Here is a 22,143-nt window from a genome sequence, read left to right as displayed (position 1 = left end):
AAAGTAAAACCTAATGAGTTGTTTCAGAAAAGAAAAACAAGTTTTCTTTCCTTTGACATACTGGTTGTTTTGTTCAGTTTTCAAAGAGCAAATTTACTGACGCGTTTTTCAGCGACAAGAATTTAATTATACAACACATAATTGATTAAGTCAACAACTATTTTCGTTTACTCTTTTCAATTACGTTCGCGTCGACTAAAAGCGACAAGAATTATCTTACCACACTATCAAACTAAAAGTCAACCATCTTTTTGATTTTTTCTTCTGTTCCTGTGGCAGACATTTAATATAACACGGATAGATAACTAGATGCAATACTTTTATATATCCAATTATATCCAATTCTGCATTCCTTTATCTCCTATATAATGAAGGGAAAATATTTGTTCTTCTATTCTACCCTAATCAAAACTTAAAATAATTGCTGTTGCATAGCCTATTTAGTTGGAATATATCGTATTGATAAATTGATAATCATCAAAATGATAAAAGAGTTCCGCTCTTAGGAAAAATTCGTTCGTAACTTTTCAGTATCCAAAATAGTTTAATAGATCTCTTAGGTCGGCGTTCGCGACATAAAATGTAGCCTGTTAGTTCTAAATCTCACCTATTGAATTCACCCTTTATGCAAAACCCCTACTTTGAACACCATTTTCCCCTCCAAAGATTATAGTTACCTTCACATCTAGTTGTTGTAAATCTATAAGGGGAAAATGGATATTAATCATAGGAGGTTTTCACGATCAACAGAGCGTTATTCACTTTCGAAACATATTTTCACTTGTTAAATGATGTTCGTTACACTTCCACTCACGCTTCATGTTTTGCATACATGGCATTGACGTCGTTTAAAACTTGGATAACTATAGTAGAAAAATTGTTGCGCTTGCTCCGTAGAATCAATTGTGAACCAGCCGCCATCCCGTAATTCACGTTCCAATCCTTTATAACTACTTTCTTTCTTTAATATATATTTGCAATTTGCTTGATGTATTTTTATCGTCTTTGTTGGTTTGTCTATGTTGATCCAGAACAAAAAATCACTCACTTTTTATAGTATGTATAACCATTATAATATAACATACTCGGAAACTATTTAGGAATAAGACATATATAGATAGACCTGAATGGTAATTCTTCAACAGATAGAGCTATTTCTTTTATAGTAGGTATAGTTTATATCTATAGCAAGCGATAGTTTTAAGGTGTACACTATATTGATTTTTCAATGATATACTATACCTACAACAAGTAGCAGATAACGGGTACGTGCATACTTAAATGTTTAATTGGAAGGAGTAGGTTATATATGACTAACAAATTACCTCTAAAAGCGGACCATGTAGGAAGCTTTCTAAGAACGGAACCGATTAAACTTGCAAAGGAAGCTTATAAAAATGGTGAAATTGATAAAGCAGCCCTTAAAGAAGTGGAAGATAAGGAAATTGAAAAACTAGTACAAAAACAAATTGATGCAGGTTTGAAAGCAATCACAGATGGGGAATTTAGGCGTATTGTTTGGCATCATGATTTCTTTTCAGGATTTGAAGGGATTGAATTGGTCAAAAACGAAAGAACTGCAACTTTTGGTGGTGGTAATAAACCAAAGCCATTTACGATTGAAATTAAGGACAAGATAACAAATAATAATCATTATATGGTAGAACACTTTAAGTTTCTAAAGAATGCGGTAGATCGGTGTGGCGACGGAACACAAGTTGCAAAATTTGCGATCCCAGCACCTAGTGTGATTACGTATCGTTCCATTAATGAAAAGGAAAAAGAAATTTATCCGAATCCAGTAGATATGTTTCACGATTTAGGTGTTGCATATAAGAAAGTTGTGCATGCTTTATATGAAGCTGGCTGCCGTTATATACAGTTTGATGATACGACTTTAACTGCATTTAATGATTCTACCTTTACCAATCGTATGATGAAATCTACAGGTTTAAGTAAGGATGAAATTTTAGATTTAATTATAGAAACGACGAACTACGCATTACAAGATAAACCCGAGGATTTAATTGCCACTGTCCATATGTGTCGCGGTAACTTCCGCTCAAAACATCTACATACGGATGGTGGTTACGATTATGTAGCATCCATCTTTGATCAATTAAACTATGACGCATTCTTCTTAGAGTATGATGATGAGCGCAGTGGCGGATTCAAGCCATTAAAAGATATTAAACGACGTGATATAGAAATTGTACTTGGATTAATGACATCTAAGTTCCCAGAGTTAGAAGATCAAAGTGCCATTGCAAATAGAGTTAAAGAAGCAACGCAATATATTCCTTTGGAGAACCTAGCATTAAGTCCTCAATGTGGATTTGCTAGTACAGAAGAAGGAAATTTGCTATCAGAAGAGGAGCAATGGAATAAGATAAACCATTTGATTAAAATAGCTGATCGTGTATGGGATAAGGTTTCTATTAATAAATAAGGATTATTAGATGTATAAAGGTATAAATGAGTCTTTCCTACTGATTCTAAAAGGGTTACTTACCAGAACATCCATCTGGTATAAGCGAAATTAAACTGTCTACATTTAAAAGGTAAGAGCCACCCCTGCTTGCGAAGGCCGGGGTGGCTTTTCTGTTTTCCTAAAATACTCATCCGTAAGAAATAGGCATTACTTTCACGTACAACCCCTACTAACCTCCGATGAAGGAGATTGCACTGTTCGGTTAGGAAGCAAGAGAACCGTCCCCGTGCTTCTTACTTACTTTTCCCACTTTTATTACATATTGTTTCCGTTGTCGGGGTGTATGCTAGCAATATCACTTGGAATCTAGATAAAAATGATTGCGGTGAAAGATTAATAGAAAGTCGGTGAAAGCATTGGAATTGTTAACGACCAATGGGCTATGCTATATTGTTGATGTTTCAAGAGACACGATGTTAGTGTGGATGGAAGATTTTAATGTTTATATCCCGAAAACTGATGAAAAGAACATCACCTATTATCATCCAGAAGCGATTGACGTATTAAAATTTATAAAAAAATGTAAATCCGAGGATTATCAAAATGGTCAGATTTCAGAAATGTTAGCAAATCGAAATGTATTTGCCACAACGGAGAGCCCGCTAGAGGAAATTCAGAATTCGATAGATGAAGGAAGTCACAAGGAAAATATTTTGACGGTAATGCAAACGATTGGAAAAACTGTCTCAAATGTTGCAATCCAGGAAAAAGAAATTCATGCATTAAAGCAAGTACAGCGTGAACAAAGCAAAAATCTCCAGCTGTTGCAAGAACAAGCGAAGGTAATAAATGAATTAAAGCAAGAAATCAAAGCATTAAAACAGCAACAGGCAACTACGTCCGTATATGAAACACGAAAAAAGGTATTCACCAATTTATTCAGGGACAGAGGGAAAGACACATTGACCCAAATCTATCTACGGTAGTTGTCAATTATCTATTTTTATGATTAACCACCCTTTCGCTTGTCACGGCGCAGGGTGGTTTTCTTGTGTTCTAGTAGGTTATTTCGAAAGAGAAGCGCACTTAACTCACGTACAATTCCCTCTAAAATCCCTTTTAGAAATTCAAGAAATGTTTCCATAGTAATTACCTCCTTCCCCAAACAGAAAAGAAGAATGATACCACCCTAACAGTATATTCTTAAAACCATACTACCTTCTAATTTTCGACATATTATGACAAAATTTGAGAAGTGACAGGCACCAAACTAATCGTGCACAAACCAGTTCGTGAGTGATCTTATATATCTTTCGTAAAAACGTAATCGGTTAAAGGAAACCACCCTACGCCGCAAGCTAAAGGTTGATTGCAGCAAAGAAACCAATTACTAAAATTTAATTGTTCTGGATTTCGGTTCCATTAATTCAAGGCCGATGGGTCTGCCCCTGTTACAAACGTTTATACATTACTGAGCATCAGCATTGACGTTTGTTCCTATTTATTATAGTTTAGTATGTAATAATTCCGATTTGGTAAATAAGGATTAATATATCGATTGATAACCACATGGTAAAAGGAGGGTGTTTATGAAGAGAATTTGGAGAAGTTATCTACAGGCATCATTGATTTTAAAAGTAACCATTGCACTTATTCTTGGTATTATTGTTGGATTTATTTTTGGTGAAGATGCTGCCGTTTTAGAACCGCTTGGAGATCTATTACTTCGATTGCTCAAATTTCTTATTATTCCATTAATCTTTTTCACATTAATCGTTGGTGTGAACCAGACGAAGATTAGTAATTTAGGGCGCATGGGCGGCAAAGTATTTATTTTTTATTTGCTATCATCGGCTGTTGCGATTATTGTCGGACTCTCTGTGGCTAGTATTTTTAACCCAGGTACCGGCATGACGCTTGATACGAATGAAGCGTTTGAGGTTCCTGACAATCCTGGTGTAATCAGTGTGCTTTTGACGATCGTCCCAGATAATATTGTGACTGCGTTCAGTGAGCTCAATTTATTAGGCATTATCTTTACAGCTGTTGCCTTTGGTATCGCAATCTCTTACTTACGTTCATCGAAAGCGCATAGCGAACTTGGGGAACATGTTTATAAAGTCATCGACGGACTAAACGAGGCCACACTTGCCATCATGAAGGTCATTTTGCAATATGTGCCAATCGGGATCTTTGCGATTATAGCGAAGACAGTTGGGAACCAAGGGTCAGAAACGTTGTTTTCGCTAGGAAATATGATCGTTGTGCTCTATATTGCTTTACTTGTACAGGTTGGTTTTTACATTTTATTAATGCTAGTTACAAAAGTTCGTCCAGGACAATTTTTTGCACATGCACGGACACCAATGGTCACTGCTTTTGTTACCCAAAGCAGTTCTGGGACCTTACCACTTACGTTGAACGCAGCAAAGAACATGAGGTTATCCAAAAGCCTGTATGGGTTCAGCCTCCCATTAGGTGCGACCATTAATATGGATGGAGCAGCGATTCGCATTGCGGTTTCTGCTGTGTTTGCTGCCAATGTTATTGGAGAACCGTTGGGCTTTGCGGAAATGTTTCAAGTTGTACTAATCGGAACACTCGCCTCTGTTGGGACAGCTGGTGTTCCTGGCGCTGGTATCGTCATGATTGCCACAGTTTTTGCGCAGTTAGGCCTGCCAATGGAAGCAGTCGCCCTACTCGCTGCCATCGATGCACTAATCGGCATGGGCGCTACAGCACTGAATGTCACCGGTGACTTAGTTGGTACATCCATCATTGATAAAACAGAAAAAAAACAGCAAGATCCTAAACAGGAATCTACTGCATAAAAGTTGAAGTGCCAAACCCTGGTATTATGGGGGTGGCACTTTTTTAATAGGTTTTCATAGTAGGCAGTTCTGTTCGGGATTAATACCTAAAAAGCCAGGCTTCATGATGATACTACTTCTGGTTTCTCAGGAATAAGTATCAAATGGTTTACCATATTATCTACGCACTACCACAAAGCCTCTTCTGTATCTATTACTGGAACAATTTCAAATTCCTCTTTTCCCTCATCTTCTTCCATTCCAACTACCTAATTCAGGAGTAACAAACACGAGTTATGCTCCTTTGATATTAATGCTGCTGGAAGAATTGCAGGTCCTATCCTTGTAAAGGCAAAAGCAACAAAGGCGGAACAAAAGTTAGCAGTGGCTACCATGATTCAATCACCACAGTCTTTCGCCACATTTGTACTTGGTCTAATCGCCTTGTCAATCTTTCATATAATGCATTTCCACTCATACTATTATCTATATTTGCACCGTTAATCATTGTTCCTTTCTTCTTATCTAAGACAATTTATCGTGATACCAAAAAAGTGACCCTTATTACGGATGTAGAGGATGTTAAGGTAGTTTATTTTCGGGGGGATAGGGTTGTTGACTGGTTGAATGGATAAAGAGTAAAGCTTGGGGGGACAGAGAGATGCCAAAATGGCCCAAATACATCTTCAAAAATTGGCATGGTGGGTCTTCCCTTTGCAATCAAAGCGGCAGGGGTTTGGCATATGATTTACATGTTCAAAAATATCAAAACAATAATATAAACGATTAAATAGATAGCAAACTTTAAATTTGTCAGCCATAAAATTTTTAACCAATAGCTGCCAGACACCACTCAAAAACGACAACACCAAAATTCATAAAAAGGAAGCATGAGAACCGTCCCCATGCTTCCTAACGTGCGTTTTCGTCCATGTGTGCAAAGCCTGCTTCGGTATTTACTTTGCCCCAAATTTTACGCTCTGCCAAGTCTTTCCCGTTCAACCAGGATTCGAAATCAAATTGAACTGGCTCCTGGTCGCCACCGAGCGCAATCCAAGCTTTTTTCTCTTTTGGAAAATACGCGGATGTATGCAATGTTCCTGACCAGCTTTTATAATTATCTACAAAAACTCCTTTATCCGTATCATTTAACAGCCGGAATGCCTTGTGTGCATCTGTCGCCTGATCCTCCTGCTTCTGAATCGCATCCAATCGCTCTTGTGATTCATCAATATACCGGCGATTTTCATGTTGCAGCACTTCGAAATGATTCGTGCATACATTGGCCTGATGTACGTTCACAGACCGTGGAGTTGCTTCCAACACATAGGTCTCTTCCTTTTCATCGAGCACAATATAACTAAATGAGGTTCGATGTGGAATTTCCTTTACAAGCACAATTGCTTCCTCCACATTGGCACATGTTTCTAATATAATTCTTCCAATCATATGGCAAATGAACCCATCTCCTGGATCCTTGCGATTGATAAAATTATAGCCCATCACAAGTCCCTTCTCATTCATCCCATCCATCCGACCGGTAACCCGCTGCGACGGGCCAACAGTTGCATAGCCACCATCTGTTGGTTGGAAAAAGTTATACCGTCCTTCATAGGTTTTCGGGTGATAATCATAATTACGGATCATATAGTCCTGTCCCGTTAAAATCGAACAGCCACTGTACACTGGCTGAACCCGGTAATTGCCAAAATCACGTAAAATGATATCCATCGGTTGCTGTAGTGCATCCCGCAAGCCTTCAAGCTCTTCCCAAATTCCAGGCGCAAACCGCATAAATGCACTTCTAGCCTCCCTTTCATCAATCGTAAACCGAGGCCTTCTTAATTTCCAATGACGATGCCTATTTTTAATGATGAAAGAATCCTTTAAACTTTCCCCTTGCATAAATCCGTAATCATAGTGATTCCCTCGAAATTGAATAATGTTACTGTACACCTGACGCATATGCTCGCCCCTTTAAATTTATCTACAAGTCAATTATTACAAAAATTACTACGTAAACCAAGTATACTTGAAATCAGGCTTGGATTGGTTTTCAAAGGACTCACTCAATGATCTTACTTGGAAATGGGATAGCCTAAACGGAAGCAAGAGAACCGTCCCCGTGCTTCTTGCAATATAGATGCAAAGGGGGGCGGTAGGTACGCTTCAAGTGAAGCGTACCTACCGTCCTTGTATCACTACCATTTATTCTACATCTATTTGTGCTCTTTGTAGCTTTCCACTGTAATCCACATACACCGCTTTCCACTCGGTAAATACATCCAACGCTTGAACTCCTGAATCACGGTGACCATTTCCTGTTCCTTTCGTTCCACCAAATGGTAAATGGATTTCAGCCCCTGTCGTACCCGCATTCACATAAACAATTCCTGTATCAAGATCCCGCTGCGCTTGAAAAACACGATTTACATTTTGTGTAAAAATCGAACTAGAGAGCCCGAACTCCACCCCGTTATTGACTTCAACCGCTTCTTCAAAGCTTTGGACTGGAATCAATGAAACGACAGGACCGAAAATTTCTTCTTGCGCTATCCGCATGTCTGCCGTCGCATCTGTAAATAATGTCGGTGAAAAATAGTTTCCGCCCTGATGTGCCCCATCCCTGAATTCATGGCCACCTACCAGTAATTTAGCCCCTTCCTCTTTACCAATTTCAATATAGTCTTTAATTTTTCTTATTCCTGCTTGGTTAATAATTGGTCCAACTTTCATGGACTCATCCAAACCGTCCCCTATTGTCAATCTTTCCATTGCAGTCAACAGCTTTTGTTCTAATTTTCCTTTTACCGCTTCATGTACAATTACTCGGCTGCATGCCGTGCAACGTTGACCACTCGTTCCAAAAGCACTCCATAAAATCCCTTCTACTGCCAAATCAATATCTGCATCATCCATAACAATAATTGCGTTTTTGCCACCCATTTCAAGAGAAACCTTTTTCAACTGACGGCCACATTCTGCCGCGATGTTTCTCCCGACTTCATTTGAACCAGTAAAGGAAATCACTCGAATATCAGGATGGTGCACCATGCTGTCCCCAACAGTCGACCCGGAACCAAATACGACATTAATGACACCTTTTGGAAGTCCTCCTTCTTCAAAGATTTTAGCTAATTCGTAAGCCATAATTGGTGTTTCTGTTGCAGGTTTCCAGACAACTGCGTTTCCTGCCACAATAGCCGGAAATGATTTCCATGTTGCAATCGCTATCGGGAAATTCCATGGTGTAATGATTCCAACTACTCCGACCGGAACACGCTGGCTCATTGCAAATTTATCTTTCAGCTCAGATGGTGTTGTTTGTCCAAATAGACGACGCCCTTCACCCGCCATGTAAAAGGCCATATCGATTCCTTCCTGCACCTCACCGCGAGCTTCCTCCAGAACCTTTCCATTTTCCATCGTTAACAATTGGGAAAGCTTTTCTTTCCGCTCCTTTAACAAATTCCCTACTCGATATAATACTTCTGCACGTTGTGGGGCAGGAACCAATGCCCATTGCTTTTGTGCTGCTTGGGCAGATGCGACTGCTTGATCCACTGCATTTGCATCAGAAAGTGGTACTTGAACAACCTCTTTGCCAGTAGCCGGGTTAATTACTGCTGTAGTGTTTTCGACTTCCACCCACTCGCCATTAATAAAGTTTGCTAGTTTTTCCGTTTCCAATAATGTATCCATCTATAAAACCTCCTCATTTTTTCGTAAATTGCACAATCGTAGAACCGGCAAAAATTTGCTCTTTCTCTGTTAAAACTTCAATCACGGTGACCTTATCCTCCTGTAATGCTTCTGCCTCAATCAGGAATTCCCTCTGATAGATTCAATTTTTCCAAACGGCTAATGGTTTCATCTAATACTTTCTCTGTTACAGATAGGGAAATACGGATATAGCCTTCTCCTTGTTTCCCAAAAGCTGTACCAGGCGTCACAATAATCGCTGCTTCCGTTAATAACTTTTGGACAAAGGTATCCGTTGTAAATCCTTTAGGAACTTTTGCCCAAAGAAAGATAGTTCCTTTTGGCTCCTCTGCTGAAATTCCCATGCTATCTAATGCTTGATGAAGTTTCTTCATCCGCTTGTAAAATACGTCATTATTTTCCCTTACTGTTTGGAAATCACTTCGAAGTGCTGCAGCAGCAGCTTTTTGAATTGGGAGAAATTGGCTCGTATCCACATTGCTTTTTAATACCTTTAATGCACCAATCACCTCTTGATTTCCAACGACATACCCAATCCGCCAGCCTGTCATATTAAAACTTTTGGATAAAGAGCCAAACTCCACCGCATACGCTTTCGCATGTGGGACCTGCAAGACACTTGGGGACGTGTACCCATTAAATGTCACTAGATCGTAAGCTGCATCATGTGCAAGGATTATATTGTTTTCCTGAACAAATGTGACCGCTTTTTGAAATGTATCTATTTTGGCAGTTGCTGTAGTAGGGTTACTTGGATAATTTAAAAACATTAACTTCGCTTCGTTTATATCCTGAGGTGATAGTTTCTTGTAGTCGGGCTGGTAGCCATCACTCCTATCTAATGACAGTGGTACACTAACAGCACCTGCGATATGGACTCCCATACGATAAACAGGATATCCAGGATCTGGAATGATAACCTTGTCACCAGGATCGATGACGGCTTGGATGAGATGAGCAATTCCTTCCTTCGATCCAATTAGGGCTAGAACTTCCGTTTCCGGGTCAAGAGAAACGCCATAATGCTTCTGATAAAAATGAGCGACAGCTTCCCTGAATTCCAGATCCCCACTATAGTTGGAATAGCGATGATTCTCAGACTTCCTTACTTCTTTCGTTAGTACATCACAAATAAAGGAAGGAGTTGGCAAGTCCGGCGCACCGATTCCTAAATCGATGACATCTATCCCTTTTTCTTGTAATTCTTTCTTCTTCCTCTGAAACTCTGAAAACACATATTTAGGCATGTTTTGTAGGCGTTTGGAAACAAACATACACTTTCTCCTTTCATTCTTTTATAGCTTTCTTACACAATAATGACATCTGCTTAATGGTCCATATCACTCACCCCATCCTATAAATTTTATGTTTATTATTCTTATATATATCTGAAACACATACGCAATTTTATAGTCGAAACAAATAGGATATATAATATGTATTAATCCACTGAAGTTTGATAGTAAAACAGTTGGTGTGTTTGGCAAAAAAGTGTATTGAGATGATGTTGATAAACCGAACCATAACAACTCAAACTTTCATCGATTCTTTTTATAAGTAATCGCATCCTGTTCGAATAGTAGTTTAATAAATTGATTACCAAGTTCTGCTGTTGTAGCATTTCCACCAAGATCAGGAGTTAAGTACTCCTTTTCTTTAAGTAGTTCTTTGATTGTAGTAACAATTAATTCGCTCCACTTCGCTTCCCCAAAAAAATCCATCATTTGTGCGACTGACCAAATTGCGGCAATCGGATTTGCTAATCCTTTACCTGAAATATCTGGTGCAGATCCGTGTACCGGTTCAAACATCGATGGAAACTCTCGCTCCGGATTAATATTTGCCCCAGTAGCCAGACCCATGCCACCTGTAATTGCTGCACCAATATCTGTAAGAATATCACCAAATAAATTGGTAGTAACAACAATTTCAAATCTTTCTGGCTGCTGGACAAAAAACATACATGCCGCATCAACGAGATAAGAATAAGTCACTACATCTGGATATTCCTTACCTACCTCATCAAACACTTCATCCCAAAAGACCATCGAATAATTTAATGCATTAGCCTTACTAATACTTGTTAATGTTTTTTTCTGTTTGCGTGCTTCCTCAAAAGCATAACGAATAATACGCTCTGTCCCTTTACGGGAAAACACTCCAGTTTGTAAGACTACTTCCTCTGGCTTCCCTTTGAATAACCAGTCACCTGCACCAGCATATTCTCCTTCACTATTTTCTCGGATAACCAAAAAGTCAATTTCCTTTTCTGTTTTATTTTTAAGCGGAGTTAATGAAGGATTCAGCAACGTGACAGGGCGTAAGTTCACATATTGATCAAACCCCTTTCTGATTTTCAATAGCAAATCCCAAAGTGAAATATGATCAGGAACACCAGGGTACCCAACAGCACCTAGATAAATAGCATCTGCATCCTTTAATTGATCAAGACCATTTTCTTCCATCATTTTTCCGTGTTCCAAATAGTATTCGCACCCCCATGGATACGCGGTGAATTCAAAAGAAAGATTACTATCCACCTGTTCAATTGCTTTTAGGACTTTAACTCCTTCTGAGATTACTTCTGGACCAATTCCATCCCCAGGAATCAGTGCAATTTTCTTTTCCTTCATATTTATACCTCCTATTGTTTTGGTCCTCCAGCTACATACAGCACCTGTAATAACTGCAACTTTATTTCATTCTCCATACACGTGCAGTCATTTCCTTTCTCAACTAGTAAGTTGTTCCTTGTTTGCGATTGTTGGCAGCTCTTCACCATGAAGCACTTTCACTAGGTTTTCTGCAATGATTACAGATGTAGCTTTTGCCGCTTCCAGGCTAATCCCTCCAACATGTGGTGTTAAAATCATTTCTTCTAGGTCAAAAAAAGGATGATCCGATGGTGGTTCCATACGAAAGACATCCACTCCAGCACGAAGGAACTTCTTATTCTTCAAAGCTTCAACGAGATCGTTTTCATTAATGATTCCCCCGCGTGCAGTATTAATTAAGACTGCTGATGGTTTCATGACGTCAAAGTAAGTTTGATCAATTATCCCGTTCGTCTCTTCATTTAATGGAATGTGTAAACTAACCACATCACTTTCTTGAAATACTTGCTTCATCGAGGTTGTTAATTCTACACCTAGAGACTCTGCAAGCTTTTTTCTTTCTTCATGAATGCTTCTGACATATACCATTACATCCATTTCAAATCCGAATTTCATCATTTTAGCTACCTTTTGTGCAATGGACCCAAAACCGATTAGACCGAGCTTCTTATGATAAAGTTCCCTTGTATATTTTCCATCTCGGTAAGTAAAGTTACCTTTTTGTGTTTCATTATGGAACATGACAATATTCTTCATTGATGCAAGAATTAAGCTGACCGCATGTTCTGCTGTCGCCTGACTATTGGTCTTAGGCGCATGAAGAACACGAATGCCTTTTTTGGTAGCATAAGCCACATCGATGTTATCCAGACCGACTCCTGCTCCCGAAATAGCTGTAACTTGCTGACATGCGTCAATCATCGCCGGTGTGATCTTTGCCGGAGCACGCAAAATGATCCCATCCACTTTAGTTTCTTTTAAAAATGTAATCATTTCCTGTTCATCAAACTGATCAAACTTTGTGACACGCACAAGTCCATTTAACACTTCCTCCCCATCTGGATGGTACATAGGAAGAATCTGTAAAACATGTAGTTCATTCAAATTAACTTCCTCCCATTTTTAGTTATAGTTCTTTTCTAAAAGATGGTGCTCTTCAATCTTAAGTAGTACTTAATAGAAAAACGACGTTAAGAAAAAGAGCCTGGGATATAACTAAAGTGTTTAACCAAAAGCCGAACATTTCGCCATAATAGCGATGGAAATACACGGAGACTCCTGCGGGATGAGAAGCCAAGGTGAGACTACGTAGAGCGATAGCTTGGAGCAGGCTCAGCAGCGCCCGCGGAAAGCGTAGTCTATTTCCGTAGCGGTATATATGCACCAACTATGTTCGGATTTTACTTTGGTTAAAACACTTTTGTTCTAGTCTCGATTGCTTCTATCATTGGATGTATTCAATGATTGTAGAGATACCTTGCCCTCCGCCGATGCAAAGGGTAACAAGACCGTATTTCTCTCCTCTTCTTTCCATTTCATGCAAAAGTTTAGTCATTAAAACGGCACCTGTAGCACCTATTGGATGACCTAATGCGATCGCTCCCCCGTTTACATTCACTCGGTTTATATCCATTTTCGCTTCTCTAATAACAGATAATGCTTGCGCAGCAAAAGCTTCGTTCAATTCGATCAAACCAATATCAGCAATGGTTAATCCACATTGTTTCAATGCTTTAGCCGTCGAATCTACTGGACCAATCCCCATAATTTCTGGTGACACGCCACTCACAGCTTGAGCAATAATTTTTGCTTTCGGCTTCAATCCATATTGCTTCACCTTTGCTTCATTCATCATCAAAACCGCTGAAGCGCCGTCGTTCCTTCCACTTGCATTTCCTGCAGTAACCGTCCCGTTTTCTCTAAAAACAGCACGTAACTTACCTAATTGGTCCAATGTAGAAAGTCGTGGGTGCTCATCAACGCGAAACGGGGTGACTTTTTTACGTTCCTTAACATCGACGGTGACAATCTCCTTTGTAAAGCGACCATCTTTGATTGCCTCATCTGCAAGTTCCTGACTTCTGCGAGCAAAAACATCCTGTTCCTCTCGAGATATAGCAAATTTTTCTGCCAAATTCTCTGCTGTTGATCCCATCGTTAAATTACCGTACGTTTCTTTAGGCTGAGAACAAGGTTGACTTTCTGTATTTGGATCAAGTAAAAGTCCATTTCCAGCTTGTAAACCATAGCGGGCATTTCGCATATAGTATGGTGCCGTACTCATACTTTCCGCTCCTCCCGCAATCACGACATCTGAGAGTCCTAATTTAATTTGCATATCTGCATTATTGATTGCCTGTAAACCAGAGCCACATTGGCGATGAACGGTATATCCAGGAACGTCCACCGGCAATCCTGCACGTAAGGCAGCGAGCCTCGCCAAGTTCGACGTATCTGCACTTTGTTTTGCTTGCCCCAAAATCACTTCATCTACTTTTATATCTGCATTTGACCGTTGCATAACTTCTCGAATTACGGCTTCCGCTAAATAATCTACGGTTACATTTTTTAACGACCCACCCATCTTCCCGATAGCTGTTCTTACAGATCCAACAATATAGGAATCTATCAAATTACTCACCCCTTCTTTACTAATTCTCGAGTCAATTCTCCTGCAATAATGTTTCTTTGTATTTCAGAAGTACCTTCATAAATTTTGGTAATCCGAGCGTCACGGAAATACCGTTCGATCGGATAATCCTTCATATAACCAACTCCACCATGGATTTGAACTGCCATATCTGCAACCTTATTGTATACTTCAGAACCAAAAAGTTTTGCTATAGCAGCTTCTTTAACTACACGCATCTTCTGGTCCGACATCCATGCTACCCGATACGTTAATGACCTTAGAGCCTCAATTTGCATACTTATATCTGCTAACATATGTTGAACTGCCTGGACTTCAATAATCGGTTTACCAAATTGTTCACGGTCTTTAGCATAAGACAAGCAATGTTCCAGTAATTTCTCACTGGATCCAAGGTTTCGAGCTGCAAGTCCTGCACGTCCATTGGCCAATACCTTTAGGGCATTCACATAGCCTCTTCCTACTTCACCTAATACGTTCTCAACCGGAACTTCCATATCTTCAAAAAATAATTCCGCTGAATGGGATCCTCTTAATCCCATTTTCTGTTCAACACTACCTAAAACAAAACCCGGAAAATCTTTTTCAACAATAAACGATGTGATCCCTTTTGCACCTTTTGAACTGTCTGTAACAGCCATTACGGTAAAAACATGACCATCCACAGCATTTGTAATGTAATGTTTTGATCCATTTAATATATACTTATCGCCTTTTCTTACCGCAGTAGTCTTTAAGTTCGCAGCGTTTGATCCAGCACTAGGTTCTGTTAATGCAAAAGCACCAATCCATTCACCAGTTGCCATCTTCGGTAAGTACTTTTGTTTCTGTTCCTCCGTTCCCAATTCGACTATACCAACGGTGCCTATGCCCGTATGAGCACCAAGCAGTGTAGTATACCCATTGTGCGTTTTTCCAAGCTCTTCATAAATCGCACATTTACCAACCATATCAAGACCCAGACCACCATATTCTTCTGGGATACTTAGACTGAAAAGCCCCATATCCTTCGATTTTTGAACGATATCTTCGGGAATATGATCATTTTCTTCTATCTCCATCGCACGTGGTTCCACTTCTTCCTTCACGAACTTTCTTACATTTGCACGTAAAAATTCAATATCCTCTGAGAAGTTAAAATCCATAATGACATCTCCTTTTATCTGTTTTTGAAAGTAGCTTTTCTTTTTTCAATAAATGCTTCTGTTCCTTCCTTTTTATCTTCTGTACCAAAGGCTACAGCCTGTGATAGTTTTTCAATCCACATCGCCGTACCTTCGTCGACATCATACCCTTTATGTACAGCGAATTTGGCTAATTGAATGGCAACAGGTCCTTTTTTCAAAATTTCTGCCGCGACTGATTCTGCTTTCGTTGTAAGTTCTTCTTCGGAGGTATAATACGTAGCGAGTCCAATGCGTTCAGCTTCCTCGCCATCAATAATCTTGCCAGTTAAAATCATATCAAGGGCTCTTCCTTTTCCGATGATACGGGATAGTCGTTGTGTTCCACCTGCTCCAGGGATAATACCGAGATTCAGCTCGGGTAAACCGAACTTTGCGTTTTTCGCTGCAATGCGGATATCGCAAGCGAGTGCTAGCTCACAGCCACCCCCAAGAGCGTAACCACTCACAGCAGCAATCGTTACTTTCTTGCAGCTCTCCATTTTATTGTAAAGCCCTTGCATACCAGGATGTAAAGCTTCGAGTGGCTTCCGTGCATTTAACTGCTTAATATCCGCACCTGCTGCGAAAGATTTATTGCCAGCACCTTGAACAACAATAACTTTTACATTTTCCTCTTGTTCCGCTTCATCAATCGCTTGATCTATCTCATTTAACATACTTGCATCAAGTGCATTTCTTACCTCTGGACGGTTTAAAGTAAGCCAATAAACACCGTCTTTAATGTCTATATCAAGGTTTTCGTAGTTTCTCATGACGTACCCTCCTTACGTATATTTATAAAAGCCGCTGCCACTTTTCTTCCCTAGCCGACCAGCTTTTACATATTTAACTAAGAGTGGGCAGGGACGGTACTTTTCCCCTAACGTTTCATACAGATACTCCATATTTCGCAGCCTTGTATCTAGTCCTACCAGATCTGCCAGCTCAAGAGGTCCCATCGGATGGTTGAGCCCGAGTTTCATTGCCTTATCAATGTCTTCAGGGCTCGCGACTCCTTCCATAAGCATATTCATTGCTTCGTTACCAATTAAGCAATTCATTCGGGATGTAACAAATCCTGGAAATTCATTAACTTCTACTGCTTCCTTATTCAGTTGGGTCGCAACCTCTTTCACGAACTGAACTGTTTCATCCGATGTTTCCAAACCACGGATTACTTCAATAAGCTTCATTTTATGAACCGGGTTGAAGAAATGCATCGCAACTACTTTATTCGGACGTGATGTCTGTGCACCAATTTCTGTTGGACTCATTGTAGATGTATTCGTTGCTAGAACTGTTACTGCTCCGCATATTTTATCTAGCTTTTTAAAAATATCTATTTTTAAATCCATTTTTTCTAAGACAGCTTCAATGACGAGGTGTGAATCTTTTGCTGCTGTTTCGAGATCAACTTCGTAATGTAGGTTCTCTTTTGCACTAACGTAGTTCGTTTCTTTTAGAAATCCTTTTTTAAAGCTTCCATCAAGCAATCGATCAATAGCATCTTTTGCTTGTTCAAGAATTTCCTCATTTAAATCATTCAGATAAACTTTATAACCAGAAATAGCACAGGCATATGCAATGCCTTTTCCCATTACACCAGAGCCTATAATTGTTACTTGATTCATTCATACAACTCCTTCATATTGAACTTGCAACCATTGCCGTTTTGCTTGACCTCCATGATTTTTACCCATGCCTGTTTATACTGATTTTTTCATTACTATAAGTAAATACAGCTCTGGTAATATTTTTTAATTCATGAACACTTATATCAGACAGTATTTCAATAAGTTCTGTGCCCTTATCTGTGAATTTAAATACTGCGTGTTCTGTGACAAGCATATCGGCTTTTCTAACTCCACTACTTGGAAATGTCAGTTTCTCTACAAGTTTCGGATTACCGTCTTTTGCTAGATGTCTAGAGGCTATAACGATACGCTTTGCACCTGCAACTAAATCCATTGCTCCACCAACACCTAAAATGGTTTTACCTGGTACGGCCCAGTTAGCAATCTCTCCAAATTGATCGACTTGGAGTGCACCTAAGACAGCCATATCTACATGACCACCACGAATCATAACGAAAGAATCCGAACTATCAAATAAGGAAGCACCTACATCCATCGTAATTGGTTTCTTACTGGCACTAATCAAGTCCATATTGGTGTGTTCTTTATCCGGTGTTGGTCCTATTCCAAGCAACCCATTTTCTGATTGTAAAAACACTTTTTTATCTCCAAGGTAATCCGGAATCAACGTAGGTATTCCCACCCCTAAGTTAACAACCTCTCCATCCGACATTTCTTTAGCCACGCGTTTGGCAATTTTAATGCGTTCAGACTGGCTCAACGTAAGCACCATCCTTTTTCACATATTTATTTAGAACAATGTAATCGACATAAATATGTGGAGTAACAATTTCTAGTGGAGTCAATTCGCCTGCTTCAACGATTTCATCAACTTCAGCAATCACGATCTTTCCCGCTGTTGCCATCGCTGCATTAAAGTTTCTTCCTGTATGATCGTAAAAAAGGTTGCCTAATGTATCCGATTTCAAAGCTTTAATAAGAGAAACATCACCTTTGATTGCCTTTTCAAGGATATACTTTTCTCCATCAAAAACCTTCTCATCCTTACCCTCGGCAAGCTTTGTTCCAACTGCAGTTTTGGTGTAAAAACCACCGATCCCTGCACCTCCACAACGAATTGCTTCGGCCAATGTACCCTGTGGCACAAGCTCAATTTCAAGGTCACCGTCACTCCATGCTTGAACCGCATCTCGATTTGTTGTGAAATAAGAACCCTTTGCTTTCTTTAAACAACCCGATAACAACAGCTTTCCAAGTCCTTTTCCTGCTTCACCTAAATTATTACTTACAATGGTTAACTCTTTTTTATCAGATGCTGCTAGTTCATCAATTAACGTAAGTGGTGTACCCGATAAACCAAATCCCCCAACTAGCAGTGTGTCACCGTTCTTAATGTGTTTTAAAGATTCCGTTGGCTTAATTAATTTTTTCATTTATCTCCCTCCCAAAATAATACGACATAGAGCGTCTAATGAATGATTGGAAAAGGTGTAGAAAATTTTTATATTCTCTACACCGTTTCTTTAAAATATCCATTGAATCGAATATTTCTCCTTTTCACCTTCGTTTAGGACCATTACATAGGTAGTAAGCGCCAATGGCATTTTGGTATCTATTCGACAAAAAACGGGAAGTGACAGGCACCTAAATAGAATGATATAGAGGACTCACTTATAGGGAGTTTAAAGATTTTATTATTTCTTCTTTGAAGGATATCGTAATTCCCTTACTTTCTAATTCAGTAATAAATGGATCAAATAAGGCACCTATAACGAGTTCTTCTGGTGCAATTACCCCTTTATTTGTTATTCTCCCTTCTGCTATCCATTCAGCCATTATAACTGCCGGGTAAGCTGTTGTTTTGGCCATAGAAGTGATGTTATTTTCTTTGTCATATACATCTACCATTTCCCACTCTAACTTTACCTCTTTATCTTTCTTTCTACCTTTCACACTTACTCTCAAAACGGTTATATCCTCATTCGATTCACCTTTAAGCTGAGGTTCAAGCAATGCCATGGTAAATTGCTTTGAATTCACTTGTTTTCCTTCTACCTCTATCTGTGTATCCTCTAAAAAGCCTAGCTCATTTAAAACTCGCATCTTTTCAAAATGCCCCTTATGACGTACTGTTTTTTCATAAATACGTTTAACTTTATCCTTCAGTGTAAATGCAACACTATGAGCGTCGGATGTTATTGCTTCACATTCACCAACAGGATCAGGAAACTTCAACGTTTCTAGTCCCGAAAATGACGGGATTTCTACTACTTTTCCGTTTTCTGAAGCTAGAGATTTTCGGGTGTATAATCCCATAACGCTTTCTAACCTGAAGACCACTTGATACCATAATGGGGGTAACGGATGCTTTGGGACTCCTCCACAAATCATGACTGCCTCTTCTGCTTCATCCAGCAATTCTACCCCTCTTGCAGCTAAAAAACTGACAATACCTGGAGCTACGCCACATCCTGGAACAATAATTACACCAGCTTCCTTAGCTTCCTCCTCTAATTCCTTGATTTCTAAATATTTCGATCCAACAAGATTGACCAAATTACATTTTGCTTCTATTGCAGCTTTTACTGCGGACAAACTTAGCGAGTGGGGTAAACAAGCGATTGCAATATCTGCCCCTTTAAGTACGCCAACAAGGGTATTATGATCTCCTAAAGACGCAAGTTTAGCCGTTACGCTTGAATTTTTAATACCTTGCATACATTTATCTAAACTTTTTTGAAAGCCATCTACTGCTATGATTTCATCAAACTGATTGCTTTTGGATAACTCATGAACAATTGTACTGCCAATCAGACCTGTTCCCAGAATGACGATCTTCATATAGTAAATCCTCCTTCGATTCTAATCATTATCCACACTGTTAAGAAAACGACGCGTTCTTTGTTCACGTGGATTGCCAAATATTTGTTCCGCAGTACCTTCTTCAATAATATGACCCTCATCCATAAATATAACTCTATCTGCAACATCCCGTGCGAACCCTATTTCATGGGAGACCACGATCATCGTCATTCCTTCTTTAGCCAAGTTTTTCATGACTTGCAGTACCTCTCGTACGAGTTCAGGGTCTAATGCTGACGTTGGTTCATCATAGAGCATGACCAAGGGTTCCATAGCGAGAGCCCGTGCTATAGCTACACGTTGCTGTTGTCCACCTGACAAACTTGACGGATACATTTCAACCTTATCTCCAAGACCAACTTTATGAAGTAAATTCATAGCTATTTTCGTAGCCTCTTCTTTTGTTTGTTTCTTTACTACTAAAGGACCCTCCATGACATTCCTTAATGCCGTTTTATGCGGAAAAAGATTAAAGTGTTGAAATACGAATCCTGTCCGCTGTCGTAATGCCCTTATTTCATTCCCTCTTTTACGTGAATGCGTTTCAGCTTTAATTTCAATATCTCCTATTTTTAACGTACCTTCATTTATTTCCTCTAAGAGCGTAATACACCGCAACAGTGTCGACTTGCCAGAACCACTGGGTCCCATAATCACCACAACTTCGGACTTATCAACATCTAAGCTGATCCCTTTTAAAACTTCATTCGTACCAAAACTTTTCTTTATATTTTTTAAGGATATCACTTGTAATTCAACTCCTGTCTCTTATACATTCAGGTGGCGTGAAGATCTTCTCTCAAGCCAGGTCAGTAGCACGTTAAAGCCAGTACAAATCAACCAATAAATTACAGCAGCTGCTGCGTATAAGGTTAGAGGCTGGAACGTTTTAGCAATGATTAGTGTGGTTTGATACAGTAATTCGGTTACTGTTATCACTGAAACCAAGGATGTTTCTTTTAAAAGTCCAATATACGTATTGCCGACTGTAGGAATAGCTGTTCGAACACTCTGAGGTATGATAATTCGACGCATACTTTGCCAATTAGTCATTCCTATAGAGTGAGCTGCCTCTGTCTGACCTTTATCCACGGATAGGATGGCTGCACGAAATGATTCTGAAAGATAGGCACCAGTATTTATACTCAATGCTATAATCCCTGAGGTCATGGCACCAAGTGTAATTCCTATTTGTGGTAACCCAAAGTAAACGAGGTAAATCTGAACTAACACGGGTGTACCGCGTATTAAAGACACATAAAAAGTAGCCATATTATAAAATAGTTTGTTTTTGGAGACACGAGCTAAGGCTGTAATTAGCCCAATAACCAGTCCTATTGCCATGGATACGACAGCGAGAAAAATAGTTATTAGTGCTGCTTTTAATAGAAAAGGCAATGCAATAAGGACGATATCCATAATTATCTCCTTTCTATTCCAATGGTTTCATTCCAAACCATTTCATATATATTTCTTCATATGTTCCATCTTCCTTCATCTCAGCAAGTAGTTCATTCATCTTGTTAACAAAGTCCTCATTATCTTTTTTAACTGCCATTGCATTGGCATCCCTACTTAGTAGTTCACTAGTAACTTTTATTGGAAGACCTGATTCTTCAATGTTATAGCCCATAACCAAGCTATCGTTAACTAATGCATCTAAACGTTTATTTACGACGTCATTAACATAAGTGCTAAATCCACCCTCATAAAGCTTTACATCTGCACCTTCTGCCTGCTCAGCTAAATCTGCAAAACTAGTACCTGCTGCTGCCCCTACTTTTAACCCATTTAAATCCGCTAAAGATTCAATACCATCCGTATCATTATGAGTTACAATAACAGCACCTGTTATGACATACGGATCTGTAAAGTCCACACTTTCTTTTCTCTCTTCCGTAACCGTCATTTGAGCAATAATGACATCAAATTTATCTGCATTTAATCCACCTATTAAACCTGCCCATTTGGAAGTTAAAAACTCAACCTCTACGCCTAAACGCTTCGCAACCTCCTTGGAGATATCTACATCAAATCCAACGAAATCCTCCGTATCCCCCTGATAATTAAATGGTGGATACGTTCCTTCAAAGCCTACCCGTAAGACCCCTGTCTCTTCCACTCGTTCCAGTATGTCTCCCTGCTTTGCATCTTCTCCAGAATTGGTATTACTCTCCTGATCTTCTCCTTCACCTGAGACTTCCGTTTCTTCCCCACAGCCTACGAATAGAAAAGCTAAAAAAATGACTAAAACCATAAAATAATAAGTCTTACGCATGAACTCCATCTCC

General features: G+C 39.3%; 19 protein-coding genes. 3 read left to right on the top strand and 16 right to left on the bottom strand.

What is annotated here, in order from left to right; all coding sequences use genetic code 11:
* Positions 1–1,309 precede the first annotated feature (1,309 nt).
* Together ACHABU_RS15365 and ACHABU_RS15360 are read left to right on the top strand one after the other, a co-directional pair.
* Positions 1,310–2,449: a 5-methyltetrahydropteroyltriglutamate--homocysteine S-methyltransferase gene (locus ACHABU_RS15365; RefSeq protein ID WP_435765815.1), complete on the top strand. Its 1,140-nt coding sequence runs from the start codon at positions 1,310–1,312 to the stop codon at positions 2,447–2,449.
* A 398-nt stretch (positions 2,450–2,847) separates the two neighbouring features.
* Complete coding sequence (locus ACHABU_RS15360) at positions 2,848–3,417, top strand: MerR family transcriptional regulator (RefSeq protein WP_435765814.1); 570 nt, start codon at positions 2,848–2,850, stop codon at positions 3,415–3,417.
* A gap of 23 nt (positions 3,418–3,440) precedes the next feature.
* On the opposite strand, the gene ACHABU_RS15355 is transcribed toward ACHABU_RS15360, so the two are convergent.
* On the bottom strand, positions 3,441–3,575 hold the full coding sequence (locus ACHABU_RS15355; RefSeq protein ID WP_435765813.1) for a hypothetical protein: 135 nt from the start codon (positions 3,573–3,575) through the stop codon (positions 3,441–3,443).
* 445 nt (positions 3,576–4,020) lie between these two features.
* Between ACHABU_RS15355 and ACHABU_RS15350 the strand changes: the two genes are divergently transcribed.
* Complete coding sequence (locus ACHABU_RS15350) at positions 4,021–5,262, top strand: dicarboxylate/amino acid:cation symporter (protein WP_435765812.1); 1,242 nt, start codon at positions 4,021–4,023, stop codon at positions 5,260–5,262.
* An 891-nt stretch (positions 5,263–6,153) separates the two neighbouring features.
* On the opposite strand, the gene ACHABU_RS15345 is transcribed toward ACHABU_RS15350, so the two are convergent.
* From ACHABU_RS15345 to ACHABU_RS15275, 15 genes are all read right to left on the bottom strand, one after another.
* Positions 6,154–7,206, bottom strand: a complete 1,053-nt coding sequence (locus ACHABU_RS15345; protein ID WP_435765811.1) for a C45 family autoproteolytic acyltransferase/hydolase — start codon at positions 7,204–7,206, stop codon at positions 6,154–6,156.
* A gap of 243 nt (positions 7,207–7,449) precedes the next feature.
* Positions 7,450–8,943 (bottom strand): aldehyde dehydrogenase family protein, encoded by a 1,494-nt coding sequence (locus ACHABU_RS15340; RefSeq protein ID WP_435765810.1) that lies wholly within the window; start codon positions 8,941–8,943, stop codon positions 7,450–7,452.
* Positions 8,944–9,059: 116 nt separating this feature from the next.
* On the bottom strand, positions 9,060–10,238 hold the full coding sequence (locus ACHABU_RS15335) for an aminotransferase class I/II-fold pyridoxal phosphate-dependent enzyme (RefSeq protein WP_435765809.1): 1,179 nt from the start codon (positions 10,236–10,238) through the stop codon (positions 9,060–9,062).
* A 264-nt stretch (positions 10,239–10,502) separates the two neighbouring features.
* A complete protein-coding gene (locus tag ACHABU_RS15330) occupies positions 10,503–11,597 on the bottom strand; it encodes a tartrate dehydrogenase (protein ID WP_435765808.1) in 1,095 nt (364 codons plus the stop codon).
* Positions 11,598–11,696: 99 nt separating this feature from the next.
* On the bottom strand, positions 11,697–12,683 hold the full coding sequence (locus tag ACHABU_RS15325) for an NAD(P)-dependent oxidoreductase (protein ID WP_435765807.1): 987 nt from the start codon (positions 12,681–12,683) through the stop codon (positions 11,697–11,699).
* 340 nt (positions 12,684–13,023) lie between these two features.
* Positions 13,024–14,211 carry a thiolase family protein gene (locus ACHABU_RS15320; RefSeq protein ID WP_435765806.1) on the bottom strand — a complete coding sequence of 396 codons (1,188 nt, stop codon included), beginning with the start codon at positions 14,209–14,211 and terminating at the stop codon, positions 13,024–13,026.
* A 5-nt stretch (positions 14,212–14,216) separates the two neighbouring features.
* A complete protein-coding gene (locus tag ACHABU_RS15315) occupies positions 14,217–15,374 on the bottom strand; it encodes an acyl-CoA dehydrogenase family protein (protein ID WP_435765805.1) in 1,158 nt (385 codons plus the stop codon).
* A gap of 14 nt (positions 15,375–15,388) precedes the next feature.
* On the bottom strand, positions 15,389–16,168 hold the full coding sequence (locus tag ACHABU_RS15310) for an enoyl-CoA hydratase/isomerase family protein (protein WP_435765804.1): 780 nt from the start codon (positions 16,166–16,168) through the stop codon (positions 15,389–15,391).
* 12 nt (positions 16,169–16,180) lie between these two features.
* Positions 16,181–17,026 (bottom strand): 3-hydroxyacyl-CoA dehydrogenase, encoded by an 846-nt coding sequence (locus ACHABU_RS15305; RefSeq protein WP_435765803.1) that lies wholly within the window; start codon positions 17,024–17,026, stop codon positions 16,181–16,183.
* A gap of 61 nt (positions 17,027–17,087) precedes the next feature.
* Positions 17,088–17,750, bottom strand: a complete 663-nt coding sequence (locus ACHABU_RS15300) for a 3-oxoacid CoA-transferase subunit B (RefSeq protein WP_435765802.1) — start codon at positions 17,748–17,750, stop codon at positions 17,088–17,090.
* Positions 17,737–18,423 (bottom strand): CoA transferase subunit A, encoded by a 687-nt coding sequence (locus ACHABU_RS15295; protein WP_435765801.1) that lies wholly within the window; start codon positions 18,421–18,423, stop codon positions 17,737–17,739. The genes ACHABU_RS15300 and ACHABU_RS15295 overlap by 14 nt, the downstream gene beginning before the upstream one ends.
* 238 nt (positions 18,424–18,661) lie before the next feature.
* Positions 18,662–19,831: a saccharopine dehydrogenase family protein gene (locus tag ACHABU_RS15290; RefSeq protein WP_435765800.1), complete on the bottom strand. Its 1,170-nt coding sequence runs from the start codon at positions 19,829–19,831 to the stop codon at positions 18,662–18,664.
* Positions 19,832–19,852: 21 nt separating this feature from the next.
* The gene (locus ACHABU_RS15285; protein ID WP_435765799.1) at positions 19,853–20,599 is read right to left on the bottom strand and encodes an amino acid ABC transporter ATP-binding protein; all 747 of its coding nucleotides are present in this window, start codon (positions 20,597–20,599) and stop codon (positions 19,853–19,855) included.
* Positions 20,600–20,620: 21 nt separating this feature from the next.
* The gene (locus ACHABU_RS15280) at positions 20,621–21,271 is read right to left on the bottom strand and encodes an amino acid ABC transporter permease (protein WP_435765798.1); all 651 of its coding nucleotides are present in this window, start codon (positions 21,269–21,271) and stop codon (positions 20,621–20,623) included.
* A gap of 13 nt (positions 21,272–21,284) precedes the next feature.
* A complete protein-coding gene (locus ACHABU_RS15275; protein WP_435765797.1) occupies positions 21,285–22,130 on the bottom strand; it encodes a transporter substrate-binding domain-containing protein in 846 nt (281 codons plus the stop codon).
* Positions 22,131–22,143 lie beyond the last annotated feature (13 nt).

Origin of the sequence: Oceanobacillus sp. CF4.6, assembly GCF_051262635.1 — a bacterium.
Taxonomy (GTDB): Bacteria; Bacillota; Bacilli; order Bacillales; family Amphibacillaceae; genus Oceanobacillus.
This window is presented reverse-complemented; position numbering and strand designations above follow the sequence as displayed.

Bases quoted from the DNA above. Each gene is read 5' to 3' on its own strand.
- ACHABU_RS15365 (WP_435765815.1), top strand. From the start codon at position 1,310: ATGACTAACAAATTACCTCTAAAAGCGGACCATGTAGGAAGCTTTCTA.
- ACHABU_RS15355 (WP_435765813.1), bottom strand. From the start codon at position 3,575: ATGGAAACATTTCTTGAATTTCTAAAAGGGATTTTAGAGGGAATTGTA.
- ACHABU_RS15350 (WP_435765812.1), top strand. From the start codon at position 4,021: ATGAAGAGAATTTGGAGAAGTTATCTACAGGCATCATTGATTTTAAAA.
- ACHABU_RS15345 (WP_435765811.1), bottom strand. From the start codon at position 7,206: ATGCGTCAGGTGTACAGTAACATTATTCAATTTCGAGGGAATCACTAT.
- ACHABU_RS15340 (WP_435765810.1), bottom strand. From the start codon at position 8,943: ATGGATACATTATTGGAAACGGAAAAACTAGCAAACTTTATTAATGGC.
- ACHABU_RS15335 (WP_435765809.1), bottom strand. From the start codon at position 10,238: ATGTTTGTTTCCAAACGCCTACAAAACATGCCTAAATATGTGTTTTCA.
- ACHABU_RS15330 (WP_435765808.1), bottom strand. From the start codon at position 11,597: ATGAAGGAAAAGAAAATTGCACTGATTCCTGGGGATGGAATTGGTCCA.
- ACHABU_RS15315 (WP_435765805.1), bottom strand. From the start codon at position 15,374: ATGGATTTTAACTTCTCAGAGGATATTGAATTTTTACGTGCAAATGTA.
- ACHABU_RS15310 (WP_435765804.1), bottom strand. From the start codon at position 16,168: ATGAGAAACTACGAAAACCTTGATATAGACATTAAAGACGGTGTTTAT.
- ACHABU_RS15305 (WP_435765803.1), bottom strand. From the start codon at position 17,026: ATGAATCAAGTAACAATTATAGGCTCTGGTGTAATGGGAAAAGGCATT.
- ACHABU_RS15295 (WP_435765801.1), bottom strand. From the start codon at position 18,423: ATGAAAAAATTAATTAAGCCAACGGAATCTTTAAAACACATTAAGAAC.
- ACHABU_RS15290 (WP_435765800.1), bottom strand. From the start codon at position 19,831: ATGAAGATCGTCATTCTGGGAACAGGTCTGATTGGCAGTACAATTGTT.
- ACHABU_RS15280 (WP_435765798.1), bottom strand. From the start codon at position 21,271: ATGGATATCGTCCTTATTGCATTGCCTTTTCTATTAAAAGCAGCACTA.
- ACHABU_RS15275 (WP_435765797.1), bottom strand. From the start codon at position 22,130: ATGCGTAAGACTTATTATTTTATGGTTTTAGTCATTTTTTTAGCTTTT.